The 26,829-nt window shown below is 41.4% G+C and carries 24 protein-coding genes; 6 read left to right on the plus strand and 18 right to left on the minus strand.

Annotated elements, in window-relative coordinates; all coding sequences use genetic code 11:
• Nucleotides 1-391 precede the first annotated feature (391 nt).
• The 3 genes from ES754_RS04035 to ES754_RS04045 all read right to left on the minus strand — a co-directional run bounded on the left by ES754_RS04035 (nt 392) and on the right by ES754_RS04045 (nt 3,925).
• Nucleotides 392-1,183, minus strand: coding sequence for an aspartate dehydrogenase (locus tag ES754_RS04035; RefSeq protein ID WP_147222267.1), 792 nt, complete (start codon nt 1,181-1,183; stop codon nt 392-394).
• A gap of 230 nt (nt 1,184-1,413) precedes the next feature.
• Nucleotides 1,414-2,127, minus strand: a complete 714-nt coding sequence (locus tag ES754_RS04040; protein WP_147223283.1) for a DarT1-associated NADAR antitoxin family protein — start codon at nt 2,125-2,127, stop codon at nt 1,414-1,416.
• Nucleotides 2,128-2,818: 691 nt separating this feature from the next.
• Complete coding sequence (locus tag ES754_RS04045) at nt 2,819-3,925, minus strand: HNH endonuclease (RefSeq protein ID WP_147222269.1); 1,107 nt, start codon at nt 3,923-3,925, stop codon at nt 2,819-2,821.
• A 451-nt stretch (nt 3,926-4,376) separates the two neighbouring features.
• On the opposite strand from ES754_RS04045, the gene ES754_RS04050 reads away from it, so the two are divergent.
• Both ES754_RS04050 and ES754_RS04055 read left to right on the plus strand, forming a co-directional pair.
• Complete coding sequence (locus ES754_RS04050) at nt 4,377-5,084, plus strand: right-handed parallel beta-helix repeat-containing protein (RefSeq protein WP_147222272.1); 708 nt, start codon at nt 4,377-4,379, stop codon at nt 5,082-5,084.
• 6 nt (nt 5,085-5,090) lie between these two features.
• The gene (locus tag ES754_RS04055) at nt 5,091-6,137 is read left to right on the plus strand and encodes a right-handed parallel beta-helix repeat-containing protein (protein ID WP_147222274.1); all 1,047 of its coding nucleotides are present in this window, start codon (nt 5,091-5,093) and stop codon (nt 6,135-6,137) included.
• A 220-nt stretch (nt 6,138-6,357) separates the two neighbouring features.
• On the opposite strand, the gene ES754_RS04060 is transcribed toward ES754_RS04055, so the two are convergent.
• The 3 genes from ES754_RS04060 to ES754_RS04070 form a co-directional block, all read right to left on the minus strand.
• Nucleotides 6,358-7,119 carry an SDR family oxidoreductase gene (locus tag ES754_RS04060; RefSeq protein WP_147222276.1) on the minus strand — a complete coding sequence of 254 codons (762 nt, stop codon included), beginning with the start codon at nt 7,117-7,119 and terminating at the stop codon, nt 6,358-6,360.
• Nucleotides 7,120-7,159: 40 nt separating this feature from the next.
• Entirely contained in the window at nt 7,160-8,965 is a 1,806-nt protein-coding gene (locus ES754_RS04065; protein WP_147222278.1) for an acyl-CoA dehydrogenase family protein, read from the minus strand.
• 113 nt (nt 8,966-9,078) lie between these two features.
• Nucleotides 9,079-9,939, minus strand: a complete 861-nt coding sequence (locus ES754_RS04070; RefSeq protein WP_147222280.1) for a universal stress protein — start codon at nt 9,937-9,939, stop codon at nt 9,079-9,081.
• 419 nt (nt 9,940-10,358) lie between these two features.
• Here ES754_RS04070 and ES754_RS04075 point away from each other — a divergent pair, with 419 nt between their 5' ends.
• Complete coding sequence (locus ES754_RS04075; RefSeq protein ID WP_147222282.1) at nt 10,359-11,555, plus strand: amino acid aminotransferase; 1,197 nt, start codon at nt 10,359-10,361, stop codon at nt 11,553-11,555.
• 106 nt (nt 11,556-11,661) lie between these two features.
• Nucleotides 11,662-12,798 carry a glycerate kinase gene (locus ES754_RS04080; RefSeq protein WP_147222284.1) on the plus strand — a complete coding sequence of 379 codons (1,137 nt, stop codon included), beginning with the start codon at nt 11,662-11,664 and terminating at the stop codon, nt 12,796-12,798.
• A 108-nt stretch (nt 12,799-12,906) separates the two neighbouring features.
• Here ES754_RS04080 and ES754_RS04085 read toward each other — a convergent pair whose 3' ends face one another.
• Complete coding sequence (locus ES754_RS04085; protein WP_147222286.1) at nt 12,907-13,371, minus strand: DsrE family protein; 465 nt, start codon at nt 13,369-13,371, stop codon at nt 12,907-12,909.
• 250 nt (nt 13,372-13,621) lie between these two features.
• Here ES754_RS04085 and ES754_RS04090 point away from each other — a divergent pair, with 250 nt between their 5' ends.
• Entirely contained in the window at nt 13,622-14,311 is a 690-nt protein-coding gene (locus tag ES754_RS04090) for a peroxiredoxin (RefSeq protein ID WP_147222288.1), read from the plus strand.
• A 298-nt stretch (nt 14,312-14,609) separates the two neighbouring features.
• On the opposite strand, the gene ES754_RS04095 is transcribed toward ES754_RS04090, so the two are convergent.
• The 4 genes from ES754_RS04095 to ES754_RS04110 form a co-directional block, all read right to left on the minus strand.
• Nucleotides 14,610-14,993 carry a rhodanese-like domain-containing protein gene (locus ES754_RS04095; protein WP_147222290.1) on the minus strand — a complete coding sequence of 128 codons (384 nt, stop codon included), beginning with the start codon at nt 14,991-14,993 and terminating at the stop codon, nt 14,610-14,612.
• A 326-nt stretch (nt 14,994-15,319) separates the two neighbouring features.
• On the minus strand, nt 15,320-15,658 hold the full coding sequence (locus ES754_RS04100) for a RidA family protein (RefSeq protein ID WP_147222292.1): 339 nt from the start codon (nt 15,656-15,658) through the stop codon (nt 15,320-15,322).
• Nucleotides 15,659-15,751: 93 nt separating this feature from the next.
• On the minus strand, nt 15,752-17,014 hold the full coding sequence (locus ES754_RS04105; protein WP_147222294.1) for an NAD(P)/FAD-dependent oxidoreductase: 1,263 nt from the start codon (nt 17,012-17,014) through the stop codon (nt 15,752-15,754).
• A gap of 307 nt (nt 17,015-17,321) precedes the next feature.
• Nucleotides 17,322-17,837 (minus strand): HdeD family acid-resistance protein, encoded by a 516-nt coding sequence (locus tag ES754_RS04110; protein WP_147222296.1) that lies wholly within the window; start codon nt 17,835-17,837, stop codon nt 17,322-17,324.
• Between the two features lie 269 nt (nt 17,838-18,106).
• Between ES754_RS04110 and ES754_RS04115 the strand changes: the two genes are divergently transcribed.
• Complete coding sequence (locus ES754_RS04115; RefSeq protein WP_147222298.1) at nt 18,107-18,451, plus strand: DMT family transporter; 345 nt, start codon at nt 18,107-18,109, stop codon at nt 18,449-18,451.
• Between the two features lie 87 nt (nt 18,452-18,538).
• Here the strand turns inward: ES754_RS04115 and ES754_RS04120 are convergent, their stop codons facing one another.
• The 7 genes from ES754_RS04120 to ES754_RS04150 all read right to left on the minus strand — a co-directional run bounded on the left by ES754_RS04120 (nt 18,539) and on the right by ES754_RS04150 (nt 26,803).
• Nucleotides 18,539-20,728 (minus strand): ATP-dependent helicase, encoded by a 2,190-nt coding sequence (locus ES754_RS04120; RefSeq protein WP_147222300.1) that lies wholly within the window; start codon nt 20,726-20,728, stop codon nt 18,539-18,541.
• A 50-nt stretch (nt 20,729-20,778) separates the two neighbouring features.
• Nucleotides 20,779-21,246, minus strand: coding sequence for a hypothetical protein (locus ES754_RS04125; protein ID WP_147222302.1), 468 nt, complete (start codon nt 21,244-21,246; stop codon nt 20,779-20,781).
• Nucleotides 21,247-21,285: 39 nt separating this feature from the next.
• Entirely contained in the window at nt 21,286-21,864 is a 579-nt protein-coding gene (locus ES754_RS04130; protein ID WP_147222303.1) for a histidine phosphatase family protein, read from the minus strand.
• 109 nt (nt 21,865-21,973) lie between these two features.
• Complete coding sequence (locus ES754_RS04135; RefSeq protein WP_227677699.1) at nt 21,974-23,455, minus strand: aspartate aminotransferase family protein; 1,482 nt, start codon at nt 23,453-23,455, stop codon at nt 21,974-21,976.
• Nucleotides 23,456-23,470: 15 nt separating this feature from the next.
• On the minus strand, nt 23,471-24,289 hold the full coding sequence (gene cobS / locus ES754_RS04140; protein WP_147222305.1) for an adenosylcobinamide-GDP ribazoletransferase: 819 nt from the start codon (nt 24,287-24,289) through the stop codon (nt 23,471-23,473).
• On the minus strand, nt 24,289-25,356 hold the full coding sequence (gene cobT / locus ES754_RS04145) for a nicotinate-nucleotide--dimethylbenzimidazole phosphoribosyltransferase (RefSeq protein ID WP_147222307.1): 1,068 nt from the start codon (nt 25,354-25,356) through the stop codon (nt 24,289-24,291). The genes cobS and cobT overlap by 1 nt, the downstream gene beginning before the upstream one ends.
• Nucleotides 25,357-25,426: 70 nt before the next feature.
• Nucleotides 25,427-26,803, minus strand: coding sequence for a serine hydrolase domain-containing protein (locus ES754_RS04150; protein ID WP_147222309.1), 1,377 nt, complete (start codon nt 26,801-26,803; stop codon nt 25,427-25,429).
• Between the last annotated feature and the right edge of the window lie 26 nt (nt 26,804-26,829).

Consider the following 26,829-nt stretch of genomic DNA (forward strand, 5'->3'; position numbering starts at 1 on the left):
CTCAGTGTTGTTATGCCTACTTGGACGATATTCTATGTGAGTACTGCGGTTATGCTCACCCAATTAAAGTGCCTACGCCTGCGGAAAACGCAGCCCAAATTTAGTATACCACTACAAAGTTACCTTTGATGACTTTATATCTGTAAAGCAACTGAACTAAGCCTTACCAGCCTGCTTCCAATAAAACAGTGTCCGATATAATCGGTACGGTTCACTTCTACATTTATCAAATTATCAAATTATCAAATTATCAAATTATCAAATTATCAAATTATCAAATTATCAAATTATCAAATTATCAGCGGGATAATAGCTCTTTACCGGTTCACCACCATCAACTGGTTTTTATATGAAATAAATATTTCATAGTATTTCGCATTTTAATTCTGCTTTATATTTGTATAACTTGATCAATCTGACAGCACAAACGCAAAGCACTAAAGGCTGCTAGACTTGAAGTTTTAGGATTTTCTGCCAATGGTAATCCAGTCATACTAATCTCAAGCTTGCCAAATACCCCTTCAGCCATTATATGATGAATGTTGTGCTCAAGTGTTGGATCAGCGATTAATTCTACGGTTGTATCATCGAGTCCAACGCCTGCAAGCGCAATGGTAGCAGCAACGTTTGAATTGTCAGGGAATAAAGCGGCAGCTTCTCTAGCAGTACCAGTGAAGAATACGATAGGCTCCACTAAATTATCATAGTCAATAAGCTGATCAGCATGACTTCCTTTCCAGCTCGATGGATGCTTTCTACCTTGATAAACTACATCACTAAGTCCTGCTAAACTCGCAGCGTTTATACCATCAATACCAGCAACTGCCCCCGCTAAGATATAGATTTTCACCCCTTGCACTTCTGCCACATCAGCGAGCGATACAGCAAAATTTTCATCGGTAAAGGCACCGACAGAAACAATCCCAAGTGGTATGCCTTTTTCCAATATTTTAATAGCATGTTCTTTGAGCCCATTCTGTCCCGACATCTCCACCGCTAAATCAGGAATTTTTACCAAATCGTCTACCGAAGTAATCACATCTATAGACTCGCCTATTTCAGCCTTTATACGCTCTGCACTTCTAGGGCTGGCTAATACTGTCGAGAGGACAATGTTTTTAGGGAGCATCTCATGTACTTTCCTCGCCATCGATCCATAGCCTACGAACATTACGTTTTTCATACCTAACCCTTGTTTATTGCTTTTTATATTTCTTTGCTTTAATCAGTAGAAACATCAATTACTGAGCCTGTGTTGGTATAAAGGGGTAAATGATAACCACATATCATATTCAATCACATTATGTATCTCGGATAGGATAGTTAACCAACGCCTCTCGTTCATATTTAAACGAAGCATACAGCACACTATCCTCAGTCAAGGTTTCATACCCAGTAGAACTGGTTTATCTATCAGATCCAACCTGCTTCCAAAAGCTGCTCAGTATTACTCACTTTAAACTCATGATATAAATCAAAAAATACCGCAGGGTCTTCAATATCATCGAGCAGCTCTCGTTTATGCAGTGCCACAAACATAGCCAACGCATAAGCTGCACAATGAATAGACTTTTTGGGATTAAATGTTATATCAGTAAAGGCTTGATATTGCACCACCTCTTCATGCAGCTGAGAGTTTTGCTTTAGAGCATTCACATACAGCCAGTCATAAAACGCGGTTAGGGGCTCTACGCTCCACTCTATACCAAAATAATTGTAGCTCATTAATTCACCCGAGGTTATTAATCGCTCGTCTTTTTTGGCTTGTCTTGGCGGGACTGTCAGCAAGTCGCTATAGGGACCACCATTCTCAAAAATCATACTGCTTTGAAAAGCATTTTCGACACTATACTGCTGACCATTATGCTCATTAGCCAGCTTTAAACTCAATGGGCTTAGCAAAAAACTTAACTTATTGCCAGATTTACTAGAGAGCTCTAAGACGTTATTAAACCCATATTTTTTGCGAATGACTTGATGCAAGTCATTGATGGATTTTTTCTTTTGTCTACTCGCAAAGCCTACATGCCGCTCAAACCTAACCATGTCTGTTTTTACCAGATTGTCACTGTTGACTCTAGGCATGAATACGGGTCTGTGTTCTACAGCGTTTTGTGCTTCTTCCATAGGGTTCTGTCTCGGTTCCATAACGTTGTGCCTTATATCAATGTTCTTGTATAAATAGTCTTGGATTAATGTTCTCGCATAACTTATCTGGCATAAATAGTATTTAAATAAGCAGTCATCTAAGTATATTATTATCTTATGAATACTGATTAAGGATAGTGTTTGGTAGCCAATCTATTCGCTTGTACCCACTACCCTATAGACTTCGCTTTAATGTAAATTTTATAATGACCAGTTTATATCTTGGCCTTCATTTTCTAGCAGTCAAATGCATCTACCCATTCCGAAATGCACTGAATCCAATAAGCGCTCGCCGAGAAGTTTATCTTATTATGAGTTATTTATCCTACCCTATTTCAGAGTTATTGATAACCTCATTGGCTTTTGGAGTCAGTGACTCACATGAAGTAAGATTTTGAAACGTCTACCGTCGAAGTCTAATCTATACTAAAGAAACCCTAGAGATAAACTCGGTAAACTTTGATTTTAGCACTTGAGCTGAATATTAAGACACAACTTGATACGGTGACTTTTGGGACAGTTAAGCCCTCTGAGCTTGAGAGAGTAGCATCATAAAAATCCGCATATTGACATTTGCTGCTTGAGCTGCAAAGTCCTCTGTATCGCCTTCGTAACAATCCAAAGACTTATTTGAGACGTAAGTTGTCACAACAGTGTTTTATATTACTTATCAGCACCTAAGCCTGGGCAGTAAGCGAGGGTTAATAGTACGTAGCTTTATACTTGGTTCGGGTGACCAGACTAAATCTTCATGTTCTACGGCTATTTGATAAGCCCACTGGCTAATCGTTTCAGAACGCTGCTGATTGACCATAAAACTGATAGTTTTTGCTTCCTGTTCGATCGTATGGCCGTGTTTTTGATTACGTTCTAACCACTTCTCATAAAATAGCTCTTCAGCCAGATAATTACGTTTACTATTATTGCAGCTACGGTCGGTAAGTACAAAGTTATGAGTCGTATCAATAGGATATTTCGACCAAGGAATAAAGTGATCAACTTCTATATTATTTTTTAAGGATTTACGACAGTAAAAGCATTGCCCCTGCTGGGTATCAATTAGTATAGGTATCAATAACTTTAAACTTTGCCGTGATTTATTGAACAGGAACTGTTGCAGATCAATATCATCACTGAAGTAACTTTGGTTATGACAGTTCTTACGCACGAACTCTGTCCAATATTGTTGGCAGAGCTTGTTAATTATTTTACTAAAGCGCGTAAAACAGTATGCAATACCTGGCTTTAAAGTTATTAAATTTGCTTTGGAGTCGTAAGCATATAAGAACTCGCGGCTAACTTTATCTTCTGCACTTTGCAAAAGTTTTGCGGGATACCTTTTGATGGTTGAAGCAATATCTTTGATTGTTGATTGCCATAGTTTGATGTTTTGTGTGCGAGCTATGGTTAGACTGGTTGTCTTAGTCTTATACTGTAAAACTAGAATACTATTGATAACACTAGCCTGACCCGAATTATTAGTTTGCCTGAGTACAGAGTCACTACTTTGATCCGAGAATGGTAACGCTTGCGTCCAATAAAGCTGAATAAACTGCTCTGCTAACTGCTGATAACAAATACTATGTTCACTGTCATCATTAACACCAGACTCTATAGCCAGATTAACCGTTGCCATTAATAAGGCAAATTTATAAGTCGAGGTATAAGAGCTAGACTCAAGCAACCATTGAATACTTTTCAAAAAATGCAGCTGAAAATCAGCGCTTGGTGTATTAGAAAAAAGTGCATCTACTGGGTAAAGGGGCAAGTCAGTCATTAATATTCTACTTATAATTGGGAAAACATACTATCTCGCTTTTATATAAAAGAATATACAAGACATTAAATTATATTTTAATAGAGATAGTTGTTTTAGACGTTTGTCTTTTCTCAATATATTATTTACATTCCTATGTAAAAGAAACACTAGCTTAACAATATAATCTAAACACAGTTGTTAATTCAACATAATATACTTAGCTGTCTCTGTAAAAGAGACTTTTGTTGTTCTTGCAAAACGAAACGTCTTTTAATGTAAAATCTCGCAAAAAAACTGAACAACTTTTAAAACAGGGTTTTTTCCTCTACAGATACACCTAATTTTTATTAGGTACTATTACTGTCTGCAAAATTTCTAATACTTAGTTTTTGAGTATAAAAGTAAAAATATATTTTTCTTATGTAATAAAGAATTTATAGCATATCTTATCGTGGCTGAGGGCCGTTATATGAAGGTATTAAAAGTAGGTAAAAGTATATTTAAGATGAGCCTTGAAAAGGCCTTATCAACAGCGGGCACAGAAGATACCATTCAGCTCGCACCTGGTAGGTATAATTTAGACACCGTAATTAACCGTGGAATTACTTTTGAAGCGGAGTTTCCCGACAGTTCGGTAGTTATCACAGGCACATTAAGTATTAATAATACGAGCTGTATATTTAAAAATATCACTTTTGAATGTAGTGCCCGTGATAAAAACCTAATTGTAGCAAATCAAAGCAATCTTATGTTTGAGCACTGCTCTTTCTATGGCAATCATATCGAGCTAGCAAGAGCTATATTTTTGACTAAATCTAATTTGACCGTATATTGTTGTTCGTTTTCAGGTATTAGTAGCAATGCCATTAAGGCTATGAAATCAAGTAAGGTCGCTGTTTATAAAAGTATTTTTAAGGATTTAAAAGACAGCTCGGCCATTTATATGGAAAGCTCGCAGCTCGATATACAAGATTGTCGTTTTATTAACATCACAACTAACGCTGTTAATGCCATTGGCAAGAGTGATATTAAAGCCCGTGACTGTGAGTGGGAAGTAACAAAAGCCCCTGCTTTATACCTAAACCCAAAAGTCACCGTAGAGATTACCGACAGTGTCTTTAAAAGCAGTAATACTGTCATCTTCGCGCAGCAAGCGACGTTAATTATAGCGTCCTGAGATTTTATGGGCATTACCGAAAACCCTCTGGTTAAAGCCAAACCAAGCAAGCAATTACCCATTACGAACCATTTATTCAAAGACATGGCGCATTCTTCAGTTCTAGAGTTAGATAATTCACAGCTTGATATGCAAAGCAGCCGTTTTATTGATATTGAAATCCATGCCATCGAATCCATTGGTCACAGTCATATTAAAGCGCGTGAGTGCACATGGTACGTGAATAACATGCCGGTCTTATACTTACATCCTGAGGGTAACGTAGAGATTACTCATAGTATTTTTGAGGGCAGCAATGCCATTATTTGCGTACAAGAAGCCACGCTGGTACTAAAGTCTTGTGAGTTCATGGGCATCAACGAAAATCATCCGATTAGAGTCAAGCAAAACGGCGTACTGTCTATCATAGATTGTGTATTTAAAGACATTGCAAATTTTCCAGCTATCAAAGTAGAAAGCTCCCACCTTGAGATGCTTAGTTGCCGTTTTATCGATATCATTTGTAATGGTCTACATGTTGACGGAAACAGTCATATCACCGCTAATAACTGTATATGGCAAGTCACTCAAAATCGCGCCATTGTCTTATATCCGCAAGTAACAGCAGAGATTACTAACAGTGTTTTTAAGGGTAGCAATGCCTCAATTTTTACACAGCAGGCAAAGTTAACCTTAAAGTCCTGCGAGTTTGTGGATATCAGCGAAGCCAACCCCATTAAAGCGACTCAGCACAGCCAAATAACCATTGTGAGTTGTAACTTTAATAATATCAAGAATTTCCATGCGTTTTATACAGAAGACAGCAGTCGTAACCAAATAATAGACAGTTGCTTTAATGGCAACGCTTTGGTTGATCGTTCGGCTGAATACTCCAAGAGCCAAACTATAGATGAGCCGATTTTAGATAGTAGCCGCTGTTCGGAGATGAGTGAGGGTGACTTATGGTTTCTAAATAACGATTCTGTTGAAAAATTACATGCTAATTCTGAGGGTAATGACAGCTATGAGGTCGAGGAATACGAAGAAAATCGTAGAACCAAACGCGATAACTAAAATAAAGACGACCTATATTCAGCTTAAAATGCTTTAACAGCTCTCTAAAAAAATTAACTACCTGAAAGCCTCAGTTAAAATGTCTGTTGGTAAGTTACACAAACTTTCTTCTTTTGGTTAGTTTAACGTTTCTAGTGGCGTCCAACCTGATAATGCTAATACAGTTTTAACGACCATTTGCCAAAATACTTTGCTATTTTTTTAAGTGAATAAACTGAGCCTAAGCCAACATACCGCCGTCAACGATGACACAAGCGCCTGTCGTATAACTTGAAGCATCAGAGACCAAATACAAAACCGTTCCTGCCATTTCATCAGGATGTGCAACGCGCCCTAATGGGATTGCTTTTAGCGCCATATTTAATACTTTGTCATTGGTAGTCAAGGCTGAGGCAAACTTAGTATCCGTTAGACCGGGCAGCAGCGCATTGACACGAATATTTAAAGGGCCACATTCTTTAGCAAAGGCTTTCGTCATGCTTATCACAGCGGCTTTGGTTATTGAGTAGATACCTTGCATATCACCAGCTACTACACCATTCACGGATGCAGTATTTAAGATGACCCCACCGCCCTGCTCACGCATCATCTTGCCAGCAGCGGTCGACATAAAGAAGTATCCACGGATATTTACATCGATAGTCTTCTCAAAAGCGGCTAAGTCAGTGTCTAAAATGTGCCCATAATAAGGGTTTGCCGCAGCGTTATTTACCAAAATATCAATGCGTCCAAACTCACTTTTGACATATTCGAAGATAGCCGCTATTTGCGCCATTTCTCCTACGTGACAAGCAAAAGCACTGGCTTTTCCGCCGTCAGCAATTATGCTGTTGGCAACTGCTCGGCAAGCATCGATTTTGCGGCTAGATACAATAACGTGAGCGCCTCTTGATGCCAGCAAGCGTGCAATAGATTCACCAATACCGCGACTCGCGCCTGTAACCAGTACAATTTTACCCGTTAAATCAAATAAGTCTTTCATAGTTATTCCTTTAAATATTTTTTTATTTAAAACAGCTTTATTAAAACCAATCCGCTTGCATGTCCGTGCAAATAGAATTGTCATTCATTAGTAGTTCAATATCACGCTTTATAGTAGGCAGCTCCCAATCAATGAAGTATTTTGCTGCTTGCATTTTACCTTGATAAAAGTTCTGTTTTTCAATATCGTTTGTCGTACCTAATAATTGTTCCGCTTTACTGGCCTGACGAATCCAAATCCAGCTCACTACAATGGAGGCAAATATATTCATCAATGCTTGGGCATTACCGGTCAGCGTAATCACTTTTTCAGTTTGCAGCGTTTTGCTTAAATGTACCAATACTTCATGCAGATGTTCCATATAAGGCAGTTGTTTGGCCACCAGTTGTGCTGATTCAGGCGTGTTAATACTTTCTAAATCTTTAGTAATTTCACGTTTTAGAATTTGAATACCAAGCCCATCGTTTTGCCATAACTTGCGAAACGACAAATCTAAGGCTTGCACACCGTTCGTACCTTCATGAATGGGATTAAGGCGATTATCGCGCCAAAACTGTTCAGCAAAGTACTCTCTTGTATAACCCGCACCGCCCAATACTTGGATACCTAAATCATTGGCTTTAGGGCCATATTCAGATGGCCATGCTTTTAAGACAGGCGTTAATAAATCTAGCAACTCTGATAGCTCAGACTTCAAAGTCTCATCTTCACAAGTATTGATACGATCGATAAGGTTAGAGCCGTATAAGCATAATGAAATGCCGCCCTCAGAATAAGCCTTTTGTGCTAATAACATGCGCTTAACATCACCATGATTGATGATGGCTGTGGCATCATGTTCAGGCTTATTGTTGGGTGCAATTCTGCCCTGCAATCTATCTTTGGCATAAGCTAGCGAATACTGATAACCGCGATAGCCTATCATTGCTGCGCCAAAACCAACGGCGATGCGAGCCTCATTCATCATCTTAAACATATAGCGTAAACCGAAGTGCTCTTCACCTACAAGGTAGCCATAACATTCGTTATCATCACCGAAGCTTAATGCGGTTGATGTGGTACCTCTATAGCCAAGTTTATGTAATAGACCCGTTAAATGTACGTCATTGCGTATGCCGACTGACCCATCCTCATTCAATCTATATTTGGGTACAACAAAAAGGGAGATGCCTTTAACGCCGCTAGGACCACCGGGAACTTTGGCTAAAACCAGATGAACAATATTGTCTGATAGTTCATGATCGCCACCGGATATATATATTTTGCTGCCTTTAACGCGGTAAGAGCCGTCCGCTTGTTTTACGGCAGTGGTTCTAATATCGGCAAGCGACGAGCCAGCATGCGGCTCCGTTAATGCCATGGTTCCGGTAAATTCTCCGGTTAACATACGCGGCATAAAGGCATTTTTAATATCATTGCTAGCAAAATGTGCAAGTACATTAATCGCGGCAGTAGTCAAAAACGGATAAGCAGTCGTTGCAGGATTGGCGGCCATAAAATAGCCTGTCACCGCTGTCATCAAGGTTTCAGGTAATTGCATTCCACCGTCATCGAAACTATAACGACCAGCTATAAAGCCTGAGTCTCTAAAGGCATCAAAAGCGACTTTGACATCCTCAATCATGCTGACCTTTTTACCATCAAACTGTGGCTCATTTTTATCGGCGACGTGGTTGTGTGGCAAAAATAAGTCAGTGGCTATCTTATTCGCCGTATCTAATACGGCATCAAAAGTGCCGCGATTGTGTTCTGCAAACTTAGAACTCTCACAAAGACTTTCAGCGTCCAGCACATCATATAATTGGAAAGGGAGTTCAAAATCATTAATAAGGGTATCTGCTGCCATAGTTTTTTCTCATTAAATAATGTGCTTTTTAAATAATATTCTCGTTAAGAAGTTATGCTCATGGATAGTTTTTTTGAGTTAAGAGCCATAGAATTAAAAATATAGATTAGGTCCTAACGCAATAGAATAACCGGTGATAGCGTACTGGCAATAATTTCTGTCGTCGTACTACCCAAAAATAACTGTTGCCATTTGGAGCGTCCGTAAGCGCCTATTACCATAAGATCGACAGCATTTTCTGTTTGGAAAGTTAATAAACCATTAACGGCATCGGCCTCAGGTAAATGATGCGCCTCGACCATAAAGCCTGCGGCCATTAACTCTGCAACAGCTGCTGCTAAGCTATTCTTGGAGGCACTGTCATGACTGCCTATCATCACAATGTATCCTTGCAGACCTTTTAATAGCTTACTTCTAGCCACTAACTTCGTGGCTTTGATCGAGGTTTTACTGGCATCAAAGGCGATCATATACGAGCTGGGTGTTTCAAAAGGCTCTGAGCAAATCAGAATAGGAATGCTGGATGCACGTGCAACCGTTTCGATTTGGCTACCGATATTAATGCGGCTGTGTTTATGGTCTTCTCCACGCCGACCCATAACAATAGCCCGATTCTCTAAGGCAAAGAATTCAATAGCAGGTAACAGTTTGCCGCGGCGTTGATAAACGTCAACTACCACATCAAAGTTACTATCGATATGGCTTTTTGCATCTTGTACCAATGCATTACTATAACTATTCGCAACTTTAGCTCTTTGCTCATCTAATTGTGATAGCTCCTCTAATAGATTCTGGCGACTGTCCATCCCTATCGCCCCTGATAAGTCACGCCTTATCGACGCAGGAACATCGATGACATTTAACAATCCAACCGGCAAATCTAATTGGCTGGCATACCACGCTGCATAACTGCAAACAGATTGGGTAACTGCTGAGCCATCGATACAAGCTAAAATATGCTGTTGTGTGGTCATGGTTCATCCTTAATTTATTAATTCCTAAGAATATAGATATGTTAATGAGCCTGTAAAACATGGTCTGTTGTAAACTCTATATCAGTACCGATTAAAAGCTCATCCGCTACATACTAGATTGCCACGACCACAGCAACATTGATACTCATTAGCTTATGATTCTATAAAGATTTACTCTTTAACACTCAATAAAAACGCTCAATAAAAACTTTCCATTAATCATGTAAATAACCAGATAATCATAGCGCCAGCTAATGCTGCTATTAGAACACGCTTTAATCATTGGTCTTAATAATCTAAGCAGTTTCGATATGTCCTTAGATATGTTGAATATAACGTTGAGTTAACAGTCAATCTGTTTTATGCTTTTAAACAGTTTGATTGATTTTTTATAGAAATAAAATAATAGGAAAAATAATATGTTCAAACGTATCGACTATTACGCGGGCGATCCTATCTTAGGGCTGATGGACAAGTTTTTTGCTGATCCTAATCCTAATAAAGTAAACTTAGGCATCGGTATTTATTATGATGAAGTAGGAGAAATGCCGGTACTTGACTGTGTAAAGGTTGCTGAACAGCGTATTGCAGACCCTATTGCGCCTCGACCTTATCTGCCAATGGCAGGACTGCCCGGACATCGTAAGGCCTGTCAGGATTTATTATTTGGTAAAGAAGCTCAAGCCTTACAAGAAAATTGCATTGCTACCATCGCTACCATTGGCGGCTCGGGCGCGTTGAAAGTAGGCGCTGAGTTTATTCATGAATGGTTTCCACAGTCCAAGTGCTATGTGAGCGACCCCACATGGAGCAACCATATCGCCATCTTTGCAGGGTGTGATATCGAAGTGGGCAGCTATCCTTACTACGACAATGCCACCAGTAGTCTCAAGTTTGATGAAATGATTGACTTCTTTGAAAAGCTAAATAAATATGACGTGGTATTGCTACACCCTTGCTGTCACAACCCAACCGGCATGGATCTGACCCAAGCGCAATGGGATACCGTGCTAGACGTTATTAAACAACGTGAACTTATTCCCTTTATGGACATTGCCTATCAAGGTTTTGGTCAAGATATGGACAGCGACGCTTATGCGATTCGTAAAGCTGTTGATATGAATTTACCCTTGTTCGTTAGCAACTCATTTTCAAAGAACCTATCTTTATACGGCGAACGTGTCGGTGGTCTATCCGTGGTTTGCCCGAGCGCAGACGAAGCCGAGCGCGTCTTTGGACAGCTGAACTTTACCGTACGTCGTATCTATACCAGCCCCCCATCACATGGCGGCCATGTGGTTGATATCGTCATGAATGATGAACTATTAAACCAGCAATGGGTCAGCGAAGTTTATGGGATGCGAGATCGTATCAAAACTATGCGCTTAACGCTCAAATCTGTGTTAGAGACCAAGCTTCCTAAGCTTAATTTTGACTATATTACTCGTCAAAACGGTATGTTTAGCTTTACAGGATTGACGCCTCAGCAAGTCGAGCAACTGCAAAGTGAGTTTGGTGTTTATATGGTATCCAACTCACGCATGTGTGTGGCAGGCTTAAATGACAGTAATGTTGATTACGTTGCCAATGCAATGGCTGAAGTTTTAAAAGCCTGATTTTCTATCTAAGAACAATTTTACCTTCTAAATAACTTTTTAATGCATGCTCTCAGTTGGTTACTTTCTATTAAGTATATGCTATTAAATATATGAAGACTGCCTAATGAATATTTTAATCGCTCCAGACTCGTTTAAAGAAAGCCTAGAGGCTATTGAGGTTTGCCATGCTATAAAGTCTGGCTTTAGTCAGGTATTCCCAAACGCTGACTATACGTTATTGCCTATGGCAGATGGGGGTGAGGGTACGTCTGCTGTTTTGTCTTATGTGCTTGGCGGACACTGGAAAAAGGTGGCGGTACACGACCCACTCATGCGACCTATTACTGCAAAATACTTGCTGCTACCAGATGCTACTGCGGTGATTGAAGTTGCTGAGGCCTGCGGTCTACATTTACTGACCGTAGCAGAACGCAATCCTAGCATTACCAGTAGTTACGGCGTTGGCGAGCTTATCAAAGACGCTGTAAACGAAGGGGCAAAACGCATTATTATAGGTCTTGGCGGTAGTGCGACCAATGATGCCGGTTTTGGCATGCTCATGGCTTTGGGAGTAGCCTTTTATGACCAACACGGAGAGCCTTTAGCACAAGGCGGTAGTCAACTTGATAAGCTGCAACAGATAGACGGCTCAAATTTCAAGCTAAGTATTGTAAATGTTACTTTCGAAGTCGCCTGCGATGTGACCAATCCGTTATGCGGATCATTGGGAGCCAGCGCTATTTTCGGCCCGCAAAAGGGCGCGAGTCCTGAACAAGTTAAGCAGCTAGATAAGTCATTGAGCCTCTTTGCAACGGTATGCCAACGGCATGGTTATGAGAACCACCAAGATATATCGGGGGCAGGCGCAGCAGGTGGTCTTGGGTTTGCATTAATGACTTTTTGCAATTCAACGTTGCAGTCAGGCTTTGATACGGTTGCCGACGCAGTTAGTCTAGTACAGCATATTGCCAATGCTGATCTAGTGATAACGGGGGAAGGTAAACTTGATGCGCAAACGCTAATGGGTAAGGTTGCGGGTGGTATCAGTCAACTTGCTAAAGCCAGTCAGACGCCTGTTGTCGCCATTTGCGGTAGTGTTGATGGTCTAAAGCCTGACCAAACAACTCAATTTGATGTGGTCGTGCCCAGTATTCAAAAGGTAGATTCTATCGATAATGTGTTAAAGGAGGCCTACGACAATATTGAAACGACTGCGTTCAATATTGCCGCTGCTATGCATTTAGGATCGCAGTTAAAGTAGCAGCCGCTCAGATTATATAACTTTATTAATATCTAAAGCACCACATAAAAAGGACACGATATTACTTATCGTGTCCTTTTTATTACAATCATCTGTCATAACCTATTACTAAAAGCTAGCTATTTTAGTTCTTGGATCAACCATCATTTTAGCAATAACAGCTGGGTCAGCTGCTGTAACACCATCAATCAGTGCTGATTGATCAAGGCCTTTACCAGGCAAGTAAATTGCACAGACTTCAACTTCTGTGTTGGTATTTTCTATAACGTTCTTCATGAGACCTTGGGCGCTCATATTCATAGGGGGTTGACCCGTCGTTACGCTTTTGGGCGCATCACGTAATGCCATATCACCAGCTGCACCGCAGAGTAAAACGCGAGTTGCCGCCCCTTGCTGGGCCGACTGCATAGTGAGCACCATTGACATTAGCTGCACTTGCGCATCGTCTGAGGTAACAATTACCAATAAAGGCGATGCGGCTCTTTTTATATGCTGAGTTTCCTGGGCACTAGCAGAACCTGCGGCAAGGAAAGTGGCAGCCGCAGCAAGGGCAGTGATAAGAATTCGTTTCATAATCTTTCTCCATTTGGTGCAAAGTATCGGCTATAGAGTTGGTCTATATGGCGAACAGCCGCTAAAGGGTTTTTTTGATTACCCCGTTTTTAAATCTAGCACTGAAGGTATGTTTGTATAAAAAAATAATAATTTAAAAATATATTTTATAAAACATAGTATCATAATTAATTATATTATGTTTTTTAGTATAATAACATGTTATATTGAACCTGTTGTAGCTATTTAACCCCTTATTAAGGATTAGCAAATGAGAAACCGTCAACGCGCACGCGACAACCAGTCCTGCCAAGATGAGCCAATAACCAACGCCATTCAGTTTCCTCAACTTAACCAGCCAGCACCAGACTTTAACGCGCTAACCACCGATGGTATGAAATCATTGGATGATTACAAAGGTAAATGGTTGGTATTATTTTCTCACCCTGCAGATTTTACCCCAGTGTGTACTACTGAATTCATAGCATTCGCCAATAAAGCTGAAGATTTCCGTGCCAAGAACTGTGAGTTACTGGGATTATCCATTGATAGTGTGCATTCCCACATTGCTTGGATGCGCAACATCAAAGAAAACTTTGGTGTAGAAACCACCTTCCCTATCATTGCTGATTTATCTATGCAGGTTGCCAAGGCTTATGGCATGATTCAGCCTGGAGCCAGTGACACTTCAGCAGTGCGAGCCACATTTATTATTGATTCAGAAGATGTTTTACGAGCGATGGTCTATTATCCAATAAGTAATGGTCGCTCTGTCGATGAATTCTTACGTCTACTTGATGCCCTACAAACTAGCGATGAAAACAAAGTCGCTACCCCAGAGAACTGGAAAGTAGGCGAACTGGTCATCGTACCGCCACCACGTACCGCTAAAGAAGCTGAAAGCCGTGTTAACGAAGGCTATGGATATACCGATTGGTACTTTAGTAAAAAAACCCTGTAATCGATTTTAAGGCCCTCTCGATAATTGATGTCGAGATAAAATAGGCCATTAAAGTAAACAAAGAAACAAAATAGCCCCGCTACTGAATAAGTGACGGGGCTATTTATTTACTAGATTTACAATAAGCAGGCTATGACTTAAAATAAGGTTGTCTTAAATAAGTAAAGTAGTTAAGAGCAACCTTTAAATGTTTTACTCTCGTTTTATCAGCATAGTAAAGTCAGTTGATATGATTGTCGTCACAAAGACTGCTAATACTTTAAAAATAGAAGCGCACTTTGATAGTTAAAATGAGAGTTTAACCAAAATCAACCTTATCATTTGGCATCACTGTTGGCTTACCTGCCTCAACCCAAGCCTCATAACCACCACTAATAGAAACCACATTATTATACCCAAGTGCTGCTAAAGACTGAGCAGCCAACGCCCCTCGTCCACTGGTTTTACAATATAATAAGATTGAAGTATCAGCACCATTAACAGCCGGCAGGTCAGCCACTGTGAATTCCAGCATGCCGCGAGGTACTAATACCGCTCCTTCAAGATGACCCGCAGCATATTCAGCAGGCTCTCGTACATCGATAATAACGTCCACTTTATGGCAAGCAGCTTCCGCCTGCGTCACTGATACTTCGTTAATTTGTGCTTTTGCAGCAGCAACTAAATCATGCGGAGTTTTCATAGTAATACCTCAAAATATAGCAGGTAGGTAATAACCAGCTAAGTGGTAGCTTCAAGCCTGAATGATTAAAGCTATCTATACAGATAACTCAAAAAGCTAAATATAATCCTTAAAAAAAGTAAGCTCTACTAAAGTACATTATGCTATTTACCAAAACATGTCCACAAAGACGCGTTTTTTTAATACATATTATCTGTCATTATTCATTATAACCAAATGATACTCTCTAACCTGACTATACTATCTACTGATAAAAAAGGACCCAATAATAAATATCGAGTCCTTTCAGTTTTCATATTCGCTTTATGATTTTTAAAACTGACTCGCTACTCAGCAGCAATGACCGTGATTTCGACCAACAACTCAGGACGCGCCAAAGCGGATTCGCCGCAAGCACGAGCGGGTGGTTGTACGCCTTCAAACCACTTGTTCCATACTTCATTCATCGCATCGAAGTTTGCCATACTGCTAATCCAAACGGTAGCGGATAGCATTTTTGATTTATCGCTACCGACTTCTGTTAGCAAAGCTTCAACTTTTTCCAGACAAGTCAAAGTCTGCGCTTGGATATCATCTTCCGCATTACCGACTTGACCACTTAGATAAATGGTCTGATTATGAATGACGATTTTGCTCGCCCGTTCATTACTATGTAGCTTTTTCATGATGTTCATCCTTGCATATTTAATGACTATTTTTAACCAATAGTACTAATTTAAGTTTTTGAGGCGATATTTTAACATACTTATATTTGTAACTTATGATTTAGAAAAACGCTGGGCATTAAACGGAGCAACATCAACGGTTAATGGTTTATCGTGAATCAATTCTTCAACCAAACGTCCGGTAATCGGCCCCAAGGTAAAGCCTTGATGACTGTGACCAAAGGCAAACCATAAATGATCATGCTTGCCAGCAGGCCCAATCACAGGCTTCATATCTGGCATACATGGACGTGAGCCTGCCCACGCCTCAGACTCTACGGCGTCCTCTAATGGTAAGATCTTTTTAGCCAATTTTAATACGGTTTTTAGCTGACCGAAGTTCTTTGGCGCATCCATGGTGGTCATCTCAGCACCGGTAGTAATGCGAATACCTTGCTGCATAGGTCCCATAACAAAGCCTTTATCCATATCAAACATGCTGTGCTTGATGGTGTTTTTACCCGTGATTTTAAAGTGCTGATGATAGCCACGCATCGGAAACAGAGGCAAGTTATATCCTAACGGTTTAATCAATTCATTAGACCAAGGCCCAGCAGCTATAACCAAATCATCACTATAATAAGTTTCACTATCAGTGACTACTTTCCAGCCCTTGCCCTCACCACTGTCATCAGGTGTTATTTCTTTAACGTCACTTTCCTTTATCTCACCACCCATCTCTTGAAAATTCTTGGCGTACGCTTTTACAAGGGAGCTTGGATTAGAGACTTGCCATGAGTTTAGCCAGTGAATCGCACCGACAAAACCATCAAAATTAGCATTAGGCTCCATCGCTTTCAACGCTTCAATAGTCAACACGTTATGTTCAACGCCTTGATCACGGTCACTGATAGCGGCTGCCATAGCGGCTTTCAGCGTCTCTTCAGAGCGATGTAGTTGGAGCCAGCCATCACGTCGAATCAATTCATCAGCGCCGGATGCAGTAATCATCGTCTGATGCTCACTGGTACAATGCTCAATCAGCGTCTGCCACTCACCTTCTATTTTCTTAACAGATGCTGGCGTAGAATACTTCCAATACTGGAGGAGCGCCTGATGATAACGCAGGATAGCCGGAATGCGATAGCGAATATCAGTCCCACGATTGGGCATAACTCTGACCAATTCTGTCAGCTGCCGAGGAAAGGGATGCGTATGAATCGCTTCACGCTGAATCAAACCTGCATTGCCATACGAGGTCTCAAGTCCCGGCAGCTTTCTGTCTAACAACAGAACTTTGGAGTGGTTCTTTTGTAAATGCCAAGCAGTCGATGTGCCGACCATACCCGCACCAATAACAATAACGTCGTAGCGCATAACATATCCTTTCTGTGAGAGAGACATAGGAACTTAGATATTTTAATAGGTTATGGTAACGCTATTAAGATAAATATAAAACCTCTATCTAACAGATTCTTTTGTTAAGAGATACTTTTGGTTATCAGTAGGAAGCGCAGACCTTTAAGAATAATTTATAAGCTACCAAAACGACTAAAGTGCCAACGTATTCACCGATGGCACTTTAGTCGTTTTAGTGAGAATTTACTTATGGGATATCATTTATACGACAGTTATATAACCCAGCTTCTAGATTGGACAGCTTCGATATATATTGCTAACTACATCATACTAACTGAGCGGGTTGGCTACGAGAGAACATAACTAATGAGATACCGTTAGAGATCAGTTCAACTGCGAGTAGCACCCCAAGTATAAAGGTCGATGACTGTGGATAGCCTGAGAAAATCATTATTGCTAGTATGATAGAGATGACACCAGAAAATAGCACCGGAGCAAAAGCCGCTGTACCACGTAAACCAAAAGCGACCACGGTTCTTACAAGACCAGTCGCCATAAATAAGATAGCAATGACCATGGTTAGCGTTAAGATGCCTTGAAGGGGCTCTCTTAATAGCTCAATTCCGAGGAGAACACCTATTACACCGCCCACGGCAGCCAAGACTTTAGCACCTGTATTATGTGCTCGAAACACTGCAAAAAACTGTAGAATACCTACCAATAAAAACAACCAACCTGCCAGCTGTTCGGCGGCTAATGTGGCTCCCAGCGGGTTAAGCAGCGCAAAAACACCCCCAAGAATACTGATAACGCCCACAACCATCCATAACGTGCGGCTCATAAGGTTTCCTTATATCTAAACTTTGAATGAGACGCGATTATATTCCTCATAAAGGATTTGCTGTGTATTAGGGCGGTAACATTAAGAAAAACAGTACTGTTTATTTCAATAGCAAACTTGAAAAGTGAATTTATTAACAACCTCTTCATCACACATTTTTTCAAAATACTTAGGTTTTACTGGTCGTTGCTATTACCATATCTCTATAATAGTCAGCTTATCTGTCACCCTCACTTTATCATCGTACCTTGCAATTGGACCCTTTACTTATGAACCCCATTTTTATTGGCTATGCCTTTTTGATGTTAGCCATTATTTGCGAAGTACTTGGCACAGCATTACTCATGAAGTCTGAGCAGTTTACGCGACTCATACCGACGCTGATGATGACGGTGCTATATATTGGCTCGTTCTATTTTCTCTCGCAAACGCTCAAAACAATACCTTTAGGCATTGCCTACGCCATTTGGGGCGGTATCGGTATTGTATTAACCGCCATTATTAGTACGGTAGTCTTTAAACAAAGTATTGATACGCCAGCTATAGTGGGTATTGCTTTGATTATCAGTGGGGTGTTTGTGATTAATGTATTTTCGCAGACGGTTGGGCATTGAGGTTTGGTTTATTAATTGTTAAATTCCAATTTTTAAAGATTATTATATTAAGAGTTGTTGCATTAAAGATTAGAACATCAGTACCCATCACCACCAAGCCGGCTCATCACTCTCAAACGTATATTTTTTAACAGTTTCAACCGACACCTTATCCGCCGACAGCTCAGCAATAAATCTGGATGGCTTATCGAAGTAACCTGAATAACTGGCAAAATAATCAGGTGCGGTTAGGTACAGTCTAGTCTTAGCGCGGCTACAGGCCACATAAAACAACTTACGCTCCTCCTCTAACTCTTCAAAATCACTTAATGAGCGATGATGCGGCGTCATACCATCAACCAAAGAATTGACGAACACCACTGGCCACTCCAATCCTTTGGCGCTATGAATGGTCGAGATAGTGACTTTATCATTGTCATCGTTACTGCCACTCTCAGTTTTGCCCATAGCTGCAATAGAGTCGTTGGGCGGATCAAGCGCTAGATTCTCCAAAAAGTTATCAAGGCTATTATATTCTTGCGCTAAATTCTTAAGTACCCGAAAGTCCTCCGAGCGCTCACGCCAATTGTCTTCGATAAACTTCAGTATTGGAATATAGAAATCTAAAATATCATCAATAATCTGTTCAACAGACTCTGCTTGGCTGGCTTTGGTCAAAACAGCATATAGAGGTTTTAGTTGTTCACTTTTTTTAGCAAATGGCGCTGCCAATAGTGGCTCAAAGGAATTATTATCAGCATTAATCGCTTGGGTCAGCTTAGTAGCAGTCACTGCACCAACCCCTTTAAACAAGGTTAAGATACGATGCCAAGAAATCGTGTCATTGGGGTTATAAAGTATTTTAACGAACGCTAATACGTCTTTGATATGTCGCCTTTCAATAAACTTGATGCCGCCAACGACGATGAAAGGAATATTACGCTCCATAAACTCTAGCTGTATATAATTTGATTGAAAAGAAGTACGGCACAGTACCGCAAAGTCGTTATAGTCATAATCTGGCTTAAGCTCAATGACAGTATCGGCAATATATTTGGCTTCTTTACGCTCATCACTTAAACGACAAAATACTGGCTTTTGGCCTGCTATTTTTATCTTGGAGTATAATTGCTTTTGATAGCCCAAAGTAATTTGCTCAGACAAGGCATTGATGTAGTCCAATATCGCAGGCGTACTACGATAGTTTTGCTCAAGCTTAATCAGTTTGGCAGCAGGATAGGTCTCACCAAACAATAAAATATTTTCATAATTGGCCCCGCGAAAGGCATAAATACTTTGATTGTCATCGCCCACTACCATTAGCGATACCGAATCAGGCTGACAAATAAGGTCAATCAACTGCTTTTGTGGAATGTTGGTATCTTGATATTCATCAACCATAATATAGCGGTAAGTCTGTTGTAGCAGCTGGCGGAAGGTATCATTGGTTTTTAGATGCCGTACTACTTGGCTAATAATATCGTCAAAATCGTAGAGATGATTGGCGCGTTTATACTCATGAAAATCAACAGCCAATTGCTCAATAATAGGAATATGTACTGCAATATCAGGATAGTTAGCTTCGATTAAATCACGAATATGAATGCGTCGATTTCTGGAAGTCGAAATAATATTTTGGAGGGTTTTTTTACGCGGAAAGGCTTGAATATTAGTTTGAGTAGGATACTTTTTTTCTTTATTAACGAGGTCAATAGCATCTTCAGCATCACCCGTATCCAAAATCGTAAAGCGTGGATTGATACCAAGCAGCCCTGAATACTGACGCAGTAGCCTATTACAAAACGAGTGAAAAGTACCGCTAGTGATATCGTTAAGCACCTTACTATTCGGTAAACTACTATTTAATGAATGACTGTCAGATGCAGAACTTGCTAGCAAGGTTTGAGCGCGGTTTTTAATTTCATTAGCGGCTTTACGAGTAAAGGTAAGTAGCAGAATCTGGCTGGGTGGTACGCCATTTTCTATCAAATAACTGGTGCGATAAGTCAAGGTTTTGGTCTTACCCGAACCGGCACCAGCAATCACTAATACTTTGCCATCAACAGTCGTGGCGGCTAATAACTGATTGGGATTGAGCTCACTAGCATAGTCGACCGTCAAATTTAAATCATCAGCAAGTCGTTGACCAAGCATCTCAGTATTGGCATTGCTGTCTGCTTCAATCAAGTTGGCTTCTAAATTTTTAATCGCTTGCTCCAAACGCTTAAGCTTGGGTCTAATCTCATTATAATTATCAGGATAGTTATAATCTTGGGTATCAAAAATCGTTGCGGTCATTGTGTCAGATTACCTATATTTTTGGCGCAAAAATAGAAACGATTTATGCCTTATCGGCAGCGCATCATCTCAATGACAGTGTTGTCTGTACGCAGATATAGCGTACCATTAGTGATTTTGTAATCAAATTTACCAACATGCTTATTAGACAATAGATCCTCTTCGCCCATCTCAAAAGCGACGGATAACGACTGACCTGAGATGTGGTTAGGCGTATATTTACTATAAGATATCGGATACTCCTCATAGCTGTCCTCCCAGTAAGAGATGCCCGTCAGCCGCTGTCCATCAGAATTAAAATCAACAAAAAACGAGGTGTCTTGTTCACCGCCATTGTCGCATAAGTCTTTTAGTATTGTCTTGTTGACCTTTTGTTTAGTTGAATGCAATCCTGCCCATTTTCCGATAAAAGCTTTAGGGATAGGCTTGACGTTTGACGTAGGATTGGCATGGGTCGCACAAATGGTGGATGACACTATCAAAGATACTGCTAGGCTAACTTGTCTAACATAGCGCATATCAAGTTCCTTTTTTAATAACAGATGCGGTGAGTGCCCTCATTTAACTGATAGCAGACTTAGCTTTGATTGAAGATTGAGATTGAGTATAGTCAGTTGATTATAAGCAACCGAGCGCGGCCAATCGGCAGCGACTTGTGGGACGGCTTGCTCGGCATCAATCATTTTAGCAGCATTAATCCAGCCTGCATGACCCACTGCTAATATTGGCTTATTATCGACATGTGCACTTAACCAGCCTTGTATACGAATAAAGAACTGCTGCAAACTCTCACCATTATTAGGAGCAAAGCTGGCAAAATTATCACACCACTCATCTATCTCTTTCTTGGGAATTTTCTCCCAAGAACGATTTTCCCAAATGCCAAAATCAATCTCGATAAGCTCAGTGGCAACGTGATATTCAAAGCCTTGCTGTGCTAGTAATTGCCCAACTTTTAAAGAGCGCTGTAGCGGGCTGACCCAAATTGCTTTTGGCAATTGATGCAGGCGGACATAACGCTGAATTTGATTGGCAAGCCGTTTAAGCTTACGCTTATCGACCGCCATATCGGTCTGTCCAAAACAGATACCGGCAGCGGCAAGCGGCTTTGGATGTCGCCAAATATATAGAGTCATGGGTACTAGTCCTGATTGCTACTGCTATCGTTTTTGATATCATTATTGCTAACTTCTTATAGCTTTTAAATATTTAGTCTTCAATCAAACCTTACTTTCACCAAAACATTTAAACTAAGGCGAATACTTCATCAAAACGATTTAGCGCCTCATCGATGATAGGATCGGTATCTGCCATACTGGTCAACAGGCAACTACCTGCTAAGCTGATAATACCGTGTGCGGTATACGCTGCGCCCATCTGCTCCATCATATGCTTGCGTTTAGCGTTTTCACGTAATGCTTTTATGGGCTTGGCTAACGTTAATAATAGCACTCCTGAAGTTTCAAGATGAACGATAGAACCTTGATTATAAGCCACATAAGGCAGGCCGCGACGCTCGATAATCTCTTCTAAACCAGCGCATAACCGGTCTCCTGCACGGCCCGCTATACCCGCAGCGTTAGTGCGCTCCATCTCTTTGATAGCGTAATAGCCTGCTACGGTCGACAATGGATTGGCTGATAGTGTACCGCCGACAAAGGTTTTCTTGCCACCTTTACCACCGATGCCACCGGCCAGACTCATCATAATTTCTTTACGGCCGCCTATTCCGCCAGCCATAGGATAGCCGCCGGTCAAGCACTTACCAAAGACGGTAATGTCCGGGTCAACATTAAAATAAGCTTGTGCGCCGCCTAAACCAAATCTAAATCCTGAGACCACTTCATCAAAAATAAGTAACGTATCGAACTCATCGCATAAGGTACGCACCTGCTGATTATAATCAAAGTAAACAGGACGGGTACCAGACTCAGGACCGATAGGCTCAACAATGACCGCAGCGGTACCCCCACGCAAACTGTTAAGATTGAGCATTAGGCGTAGATTGGCTAAATCATTGGGACAAACTTCGTGGGTATATTTACTAATATCTTTTGGAATGCCGTGCGCTTCACGTCGGCCAGTACCGGGAATACGTAAACCATAAACCATCTGGTCGCTCCAACCATGATAGCCGCCACCAACTTTGATAATATGTTTTTTGCCAGTGATATTACGCGCCAAGCGAATAGCAGCCATCACCGATTCTGTACCACTGCCGAGCATACGGAACATCTCAACGCTAGGCACATGCTTGATGACTTCTTCAGCTATTTTGACTTCATATTGATGCAGTAAGCCTGTGACTGGACCACATTCGGCTAATAAATTCTGCACCTTATCCAATACTGGCTGATAGTTTGAGCCTAGTAAAGTAGTACCGCCCGCCTGCAAAAAATCAATATATTGATTGCCATCGATATCGCGAAGATAAGCGCCTTTGGCTTTATCCATAGCTATGGCAAACGGATAATTAAAAGCCAGGTTATGCTGGACACCGTTAGGAATAACCGTTTGGGCATGTTGATACAAAGCTTTCGATTTTGGGCAAGTTGTCTCTAACTTGTTGATGACTTTCTTCATGTTCTTGGCTTTGATGGGCTTAATTTTTTGACTCAATAAGTAATCAAGCTTGGCATACACCTCTTTAGTATCGTGCCACTTGCTGACACCACTTTTTGGTAAGCTCATAGCATCAGTATCGGGATTAAAGGCAGAGGCACTCATTAAATATCCTCATAATCACATTAGCGGCGGCAGCGTTGCCGCCAGTCCCGCATAAATAGCCACTTCACTGAGCTGCTGGGTAGCACCAAGACCATCACCAGTATAGCCATCCAAGCGTCTGCGTAATAAACGGCGCATATAATCGGTAGCTACTAAAGCCAATACTAAGGCTAGTAGCCAGTGCCCGATACCAATCTGGCGCATAGTAGCAGGAAATAGAATAAGCATTAAAACCATGCCCATTAGCAGCCAACCACTACTAATGAGTCCTTGCAGTAGTGTCATCTGCTGCGCCATTGGCTTTGCCTTGGCATGCTCTATCTCACCGCCATACGGCAGCATAGTGATGAGACTGATGGACAATAAGCGCGATGCACAATGTCCAATGATTAGCGCCACCAAAGCGATCGATAATGGCATGGAAGCCAGTAAAGTGATCTTAATAAGTAGCGCTGAGACTAAACCTAAAACGCCATAAGTGCCTAAGCGCGAGTCCTTCATAATCTCTAAAGTTCGCGCGCGGGTCAGACCGCCGCCCAATCCATCACAAGTATCTGCCAGACCATCTTCGTGAAAGGCACCAGTGAGCTTAATACTAAAGACCGTACTCATGACTGCCGCAACCAAAGGATTAAAGAGACTGCTTGCCAGCCAAAATACTAATGCGCAAAGTAGTCCAACTAGCAAACCCACTGCAGGAAAATGCCGACTGCTTTGGTGGAGCCATTGCGGTTCATAATGGGTAAACTGCGGAACTGGTATACGGGTTAAAAACTGAGTAGCGACTAATAACAATCGCCATTCATATTTTATTTGGCTTAATAGCAATGACATCAGTTATTGTTCTCGCTGCTACTTTTTTCACTAACGCCAGCGTCATTAAAGCTGGCCATCTCATTAATAATGGCACAAGCCGATTGCAATAATGGATACGCCAATGCTGCCCCGCTACCTTCACCCAAACGCATTTGCATATCTAATAACGGCTCAGCATCTAATAACTGAAGTAAGTGCGTGTGGCCTGGCTCGACTGAATGATGCGCAAATATGGCATATTGCTTTACTCCCGGTGCCAAGTGTTCAGCGACCAGTAACGCGATACTAGCAATAAAGCCGTCAATCAACAGAATCAGCTTATCACTGGCCGCTTGAATAAGTGCGCCGACCATTGTAGCAATCTCTAGCCCGCCCAAGGCTGCCAGCGCTGCAAATGGCGTGGTTGCCGCACTATGACGCTCAAGTACTTGGGTCAAAACCTGCTCTTTATGCTGTAACCCAGCATCATCGAGACCGGTACCGCGACCGATACACTCTGCGATCGGCAAGTCGCCCAATCTAGCCAGCAACAGACTAGCGGCAGAAGTATTTCCAATACCCATCTCACCAACAATAAGTAGATTACCCGTCAGTTCCTGAGCAACTTTCATACCGTTGTTAAGCGCAAGGGTGCATTCCTCATCGGTCATTGCGGGCTCGTTTAGCGCGTCACGACTGCCGTGACGGACTTTATAATCGAGCAGTTGCGGATTACCTTTAAAATAGCTGCTATCAAAATCAGTCGCAACCCCAGCATCGACTACTTTCAACTCGATATTATGCTGGCGCGCTAATACATTAATAGCCGCGCCGCCATGCAAAAAGTTAAGCACCATTTGCGCAGTGACGGCACTTGGAAACGCCGAGGTGCCGTGCTGAGCCAAACCGTGGTCAGCGGCAAACACCCGAATTTGTGGCTGATCAATATGCGGTGTGGTAGTGCCTTGAATTAGCCCCAGTTGCAATCCAAGCGATTCTAAGCGCCCAAGCGCCCCCAGTGGTTTAGTTTTTAAACCTATAATCTGCTGTAACTGCTGACGTAAGTCATTGTTTTCTATGCTGGATATGGTAGGAAACGTGTTCAAGGGATAGGTCCTAGTGGTTATTAATATAAAATAAAAAGCCACATATTAGCAGATTATGTGACTTTACCATTTATCGAGTTGTTGTTTTTATCATACCTAGTAACGCCTCCGTCAGCGCAAACTGGCGAATATCATTAAGCATCGTCACATCGAAATTATGGACAAAGGCAAATGACAGTTGCCTTGCTGGGTCACACCAAGCCACTGAGCCGTTATAGCCCATATGCCCAAAGCCTTGCGTCTGCTCATGGCACAATTGCACAAGACGATGGTAGCCCAAACGCCATTCCATATTAGTTGGCATTACAGCATCCATACCAGAAACTTGCGGCGTCGATAATTCAGTAAACGTCGCAGGGTTAATCAGTATCTGCCCTTGCCATACGCCACCATTCGCTAGCATGCCATAAATAGTTGCTAATGCTTTTGCTGATGCAACGCCATTGACGGCTGGCAGCACCGCTTGTAGCGCTCGTTTATCATAATAATCAAGAGGCGTCTGGCTAGTCGGTATCAAGGCTGCTTTATAATTTTTCAGATTAAGTTGGCTATGGTCAAAGTATAGACGATTGATTTGGTTAGAATTGAGCTGAGTATTAATAGGAGACAAATTACGGCTTATAGCAAACTGTTGCCAACAAGGATGACTAGGCAAATTTGCATATATATTCAAAGTCTGCTCAGAATCTGCTTTTAATACCGGCTTACGACGTTTACTGCGTTGGCTGCTATCTGAATTCATTAAGTTTGCAGTTGCAGAATCTTCAGTAGCAAAGTGTTTTACTACAGTAGCAACGTCATCTATTTTACCAGCTGGCACTCCAAAATAGCAGCTATCGGCAATCCCTAGCGGCTCAGTGAGATAATGTCGTAGCGCTTCAGCCAACGACATATCAGTAGCGGCTTCTATCAACCCGCCCAGTACCCAGCCGTATACTAATGCACTGTACGCACTATTATAAATATCCGCATTATCAGGTTTAGTAATGGGCATAGCCGCGACATTTACCAACATAGCTTCCCAATCAAGCAAGGTTTCACTATCAGCATCAATACTAGTAATCGCAAATAGATTGGCTTGATGCGACATTACTGCACGCAGGGTAATATCGGCTTTGCCGTTAGTCGCAAATGCTGGCCAGTAGCTGGCAATAGTCGTATCATAATCGAGTAATTGCGCCGATACTAAGACATGTACCAAAGTCGCAATTATACCTTTCCCAGTAGAGAAGTTTAATGACAGCGTATCTGGCTGCCAGTCAACACCCAGTTGCGCCATGCCGACACTGGCCTGTGCAATACATTTACCCGCCTGATAAACCACCAAAGAGCCACCGGCCGGCGCATCATCTAACTGTAGCTTATTTAATAACTGTTGCATCTGCTGTTCAAGGTGAATGTTAACTTGGTCATCACGCTTGTTATTATTATTGTGGCTGTCTGTCATTATCGCCTCGTTGTTGGTTAATTAAT

The organism is Psychrobacter frigidicola (assembly GCF_007997305.1).
Lineage (GTDB): Bacteria > Pseudomonadota > Gammaproteobacteria > Pseudomonadales > Moraxellaceae > Psychrobacter > Psychrobacter frigidicola.

Excerpts from the sequence above, each read along its gene's own strand:
- ES754_RS04035 (WP_147222267.1), bottom strand. The coding sequence starts at position 1,183 with ATGAAAAACGTAATGTTCGTAGGCTATGGATCGATGGCGAGGAAAGTA.
- ES754_RS04040 (WP_147223283.1), bottom strand. The coding sequence starts at position 2,127 with ATGGAAGAAGCACAAAACGCTGTAGAACACAGACCCGTATTCATGCCT.
- ES754_RS04045 (WP_147222269.1), bottom strand. The coding sequence starts at position 3,925 with ATGACTGACTTGCCCCTTTACCCAGTAGATGCACTTTTTTCTAATACA.
- ES754_RS04050 (WP_147222272.1), top strand. The coding sequence starts at position 4,377 with ATGAAGGTATTAAAAGTAGGTAAAAGTATATTTAAGATGAGCCTTGAA.
- ES754_RS04055 (WP_147222274.1), top strand. The coding sequence starts at position 5,091 with ATGGGCATTACCGAAAACCCTCTGGTTAAAGCCAAACCAAGCAAGCAA.
- ES754_RS04060 (WP_147222276.1), bottom strand. The coding sequence starts at position 7,119 with ATGAAAGACTTATTTGATTTAACGGGTAAAATTGTACTGGTTACAGGC.
- ES754_RS04065 (WP_147222278.1), bottom strand. The coding sequence starts at position 8,965 with ATGGCAGCAGATACCCTTATTAATGATTTTGAACTCCCTTTCCAATTA.
- ES754_RS04070 (WP_147222280.1), bottom strand. The coding sequence starts at position 9,939 with ATGACCACACAACAGCATATTTTAGCTTGTATCGATGGCTCAGCAGTT.
- ES754_RS04075 (WP_147222282.1), top strand. The coding sequence starts at position 10,359 with ATGTTCAAACGTATCGACTATTACGCGGGCGATCCTATCTTAGGGCTG.
- ES754_RS04080 (WP_147222284.1), top strand. The coding sequence starts at position 11,662 with ATGAATATTTTAATCGCTCCAGACTCGTTTAAAGAAAGCCTAGAGGCT.
- ES754_RS04085 (WP_147222286.1), bottom strand. The coding sequence starts at position 13,371 with ATGAAACGAATTCTTATCACTGCCCTTGCTGCGGCTGCCACTTTCCTT.
- ES754_RS04090 (WP_147222288.1), top strand. The coding sequence starts at position 13,622 with ATGAGAAACCGTCAACGCGCACGCGACAACCAGTCCTGCCAAGATGAG.
- ES754_RS04095 (WP_147222290.1), bottom strand. The coding sequence starts at position 14,993 with ATGAAAACTCCGCATGATTTAGTTGCTGCTGCAAAAGCACAAATTAAC.
- ES754_RS04100 (WP_147222292.1), bottom strand. The coding sequence starts at position 15,658 with ATGAAAAAGCTACATAGTAATGAACGGGCGAGCAAAATCGTCATTCAT.
- ES754_RS04105 (WP_147222294.1), bottom strand. The coding sequence starts at position 17,014 with ATGCGCTACGACGTTATTGTTATTGGTGCGGGTATGGTCGGCACATCG.
- ES754_RS04110 (WP_147222296.1), bottom strand. The coding sequence starts at position 17,837 with ATGAGCCGCACGTTATGGATGGTTGTGGGCGTTATCAGTATTCTTGGG.
- ES754_RS04115 (WP_147222298.1), top strand. The coding sequence starts at position 18,107 with ATGAACCCCATTTTTATTGGCTATGCCTTTTTGATGTTAGCCATTATT.
- ES754_RS04120 (WP_147222300.1), bottom strand. The coding sequence starts at position 20,728 with ATGACCGCAACGATTTTTGATACCCAAGATTATAACTATCCTGATAAT.
- ES754_RS04125 (WP_147222302.1), bottom strand. The coding sequence starts at position 21,246 with ATGCGCTATGTTAGACAAGTTAGCCTAGCAGTATCTTTGATAGTGTCA.
- ES754_RS04130 (WP_147222303.1), bottom strand. The coding sequence starts at position 21,864 with ATGACTCTATATATTTGGCGACATCCAAAGCCGCTTGCCGCTGCCGGT.
- ES754_RS04135 (WP_227677699.1), bottom strand. The coding sequence starts at position 23,455 with ATGAGTGCCTCTGCCTTTAATCCCGATACTGATGCTATGAGCTTACCA.
- cobS (WP_147222305.1), bottom strand. The coding sequence starts at position 24,289 with ATGTCATTGCTATTAAGCCAAATAAAATATGAATGGCGATTGTTATTA.
- ES754_RS04150 (WP_147222309.1), bottom strand. The coding sequence starts at position 26,803 with ATGACAGACAGCCACAATAATAATAACAAGCGTGATGACCAAGTTAAC.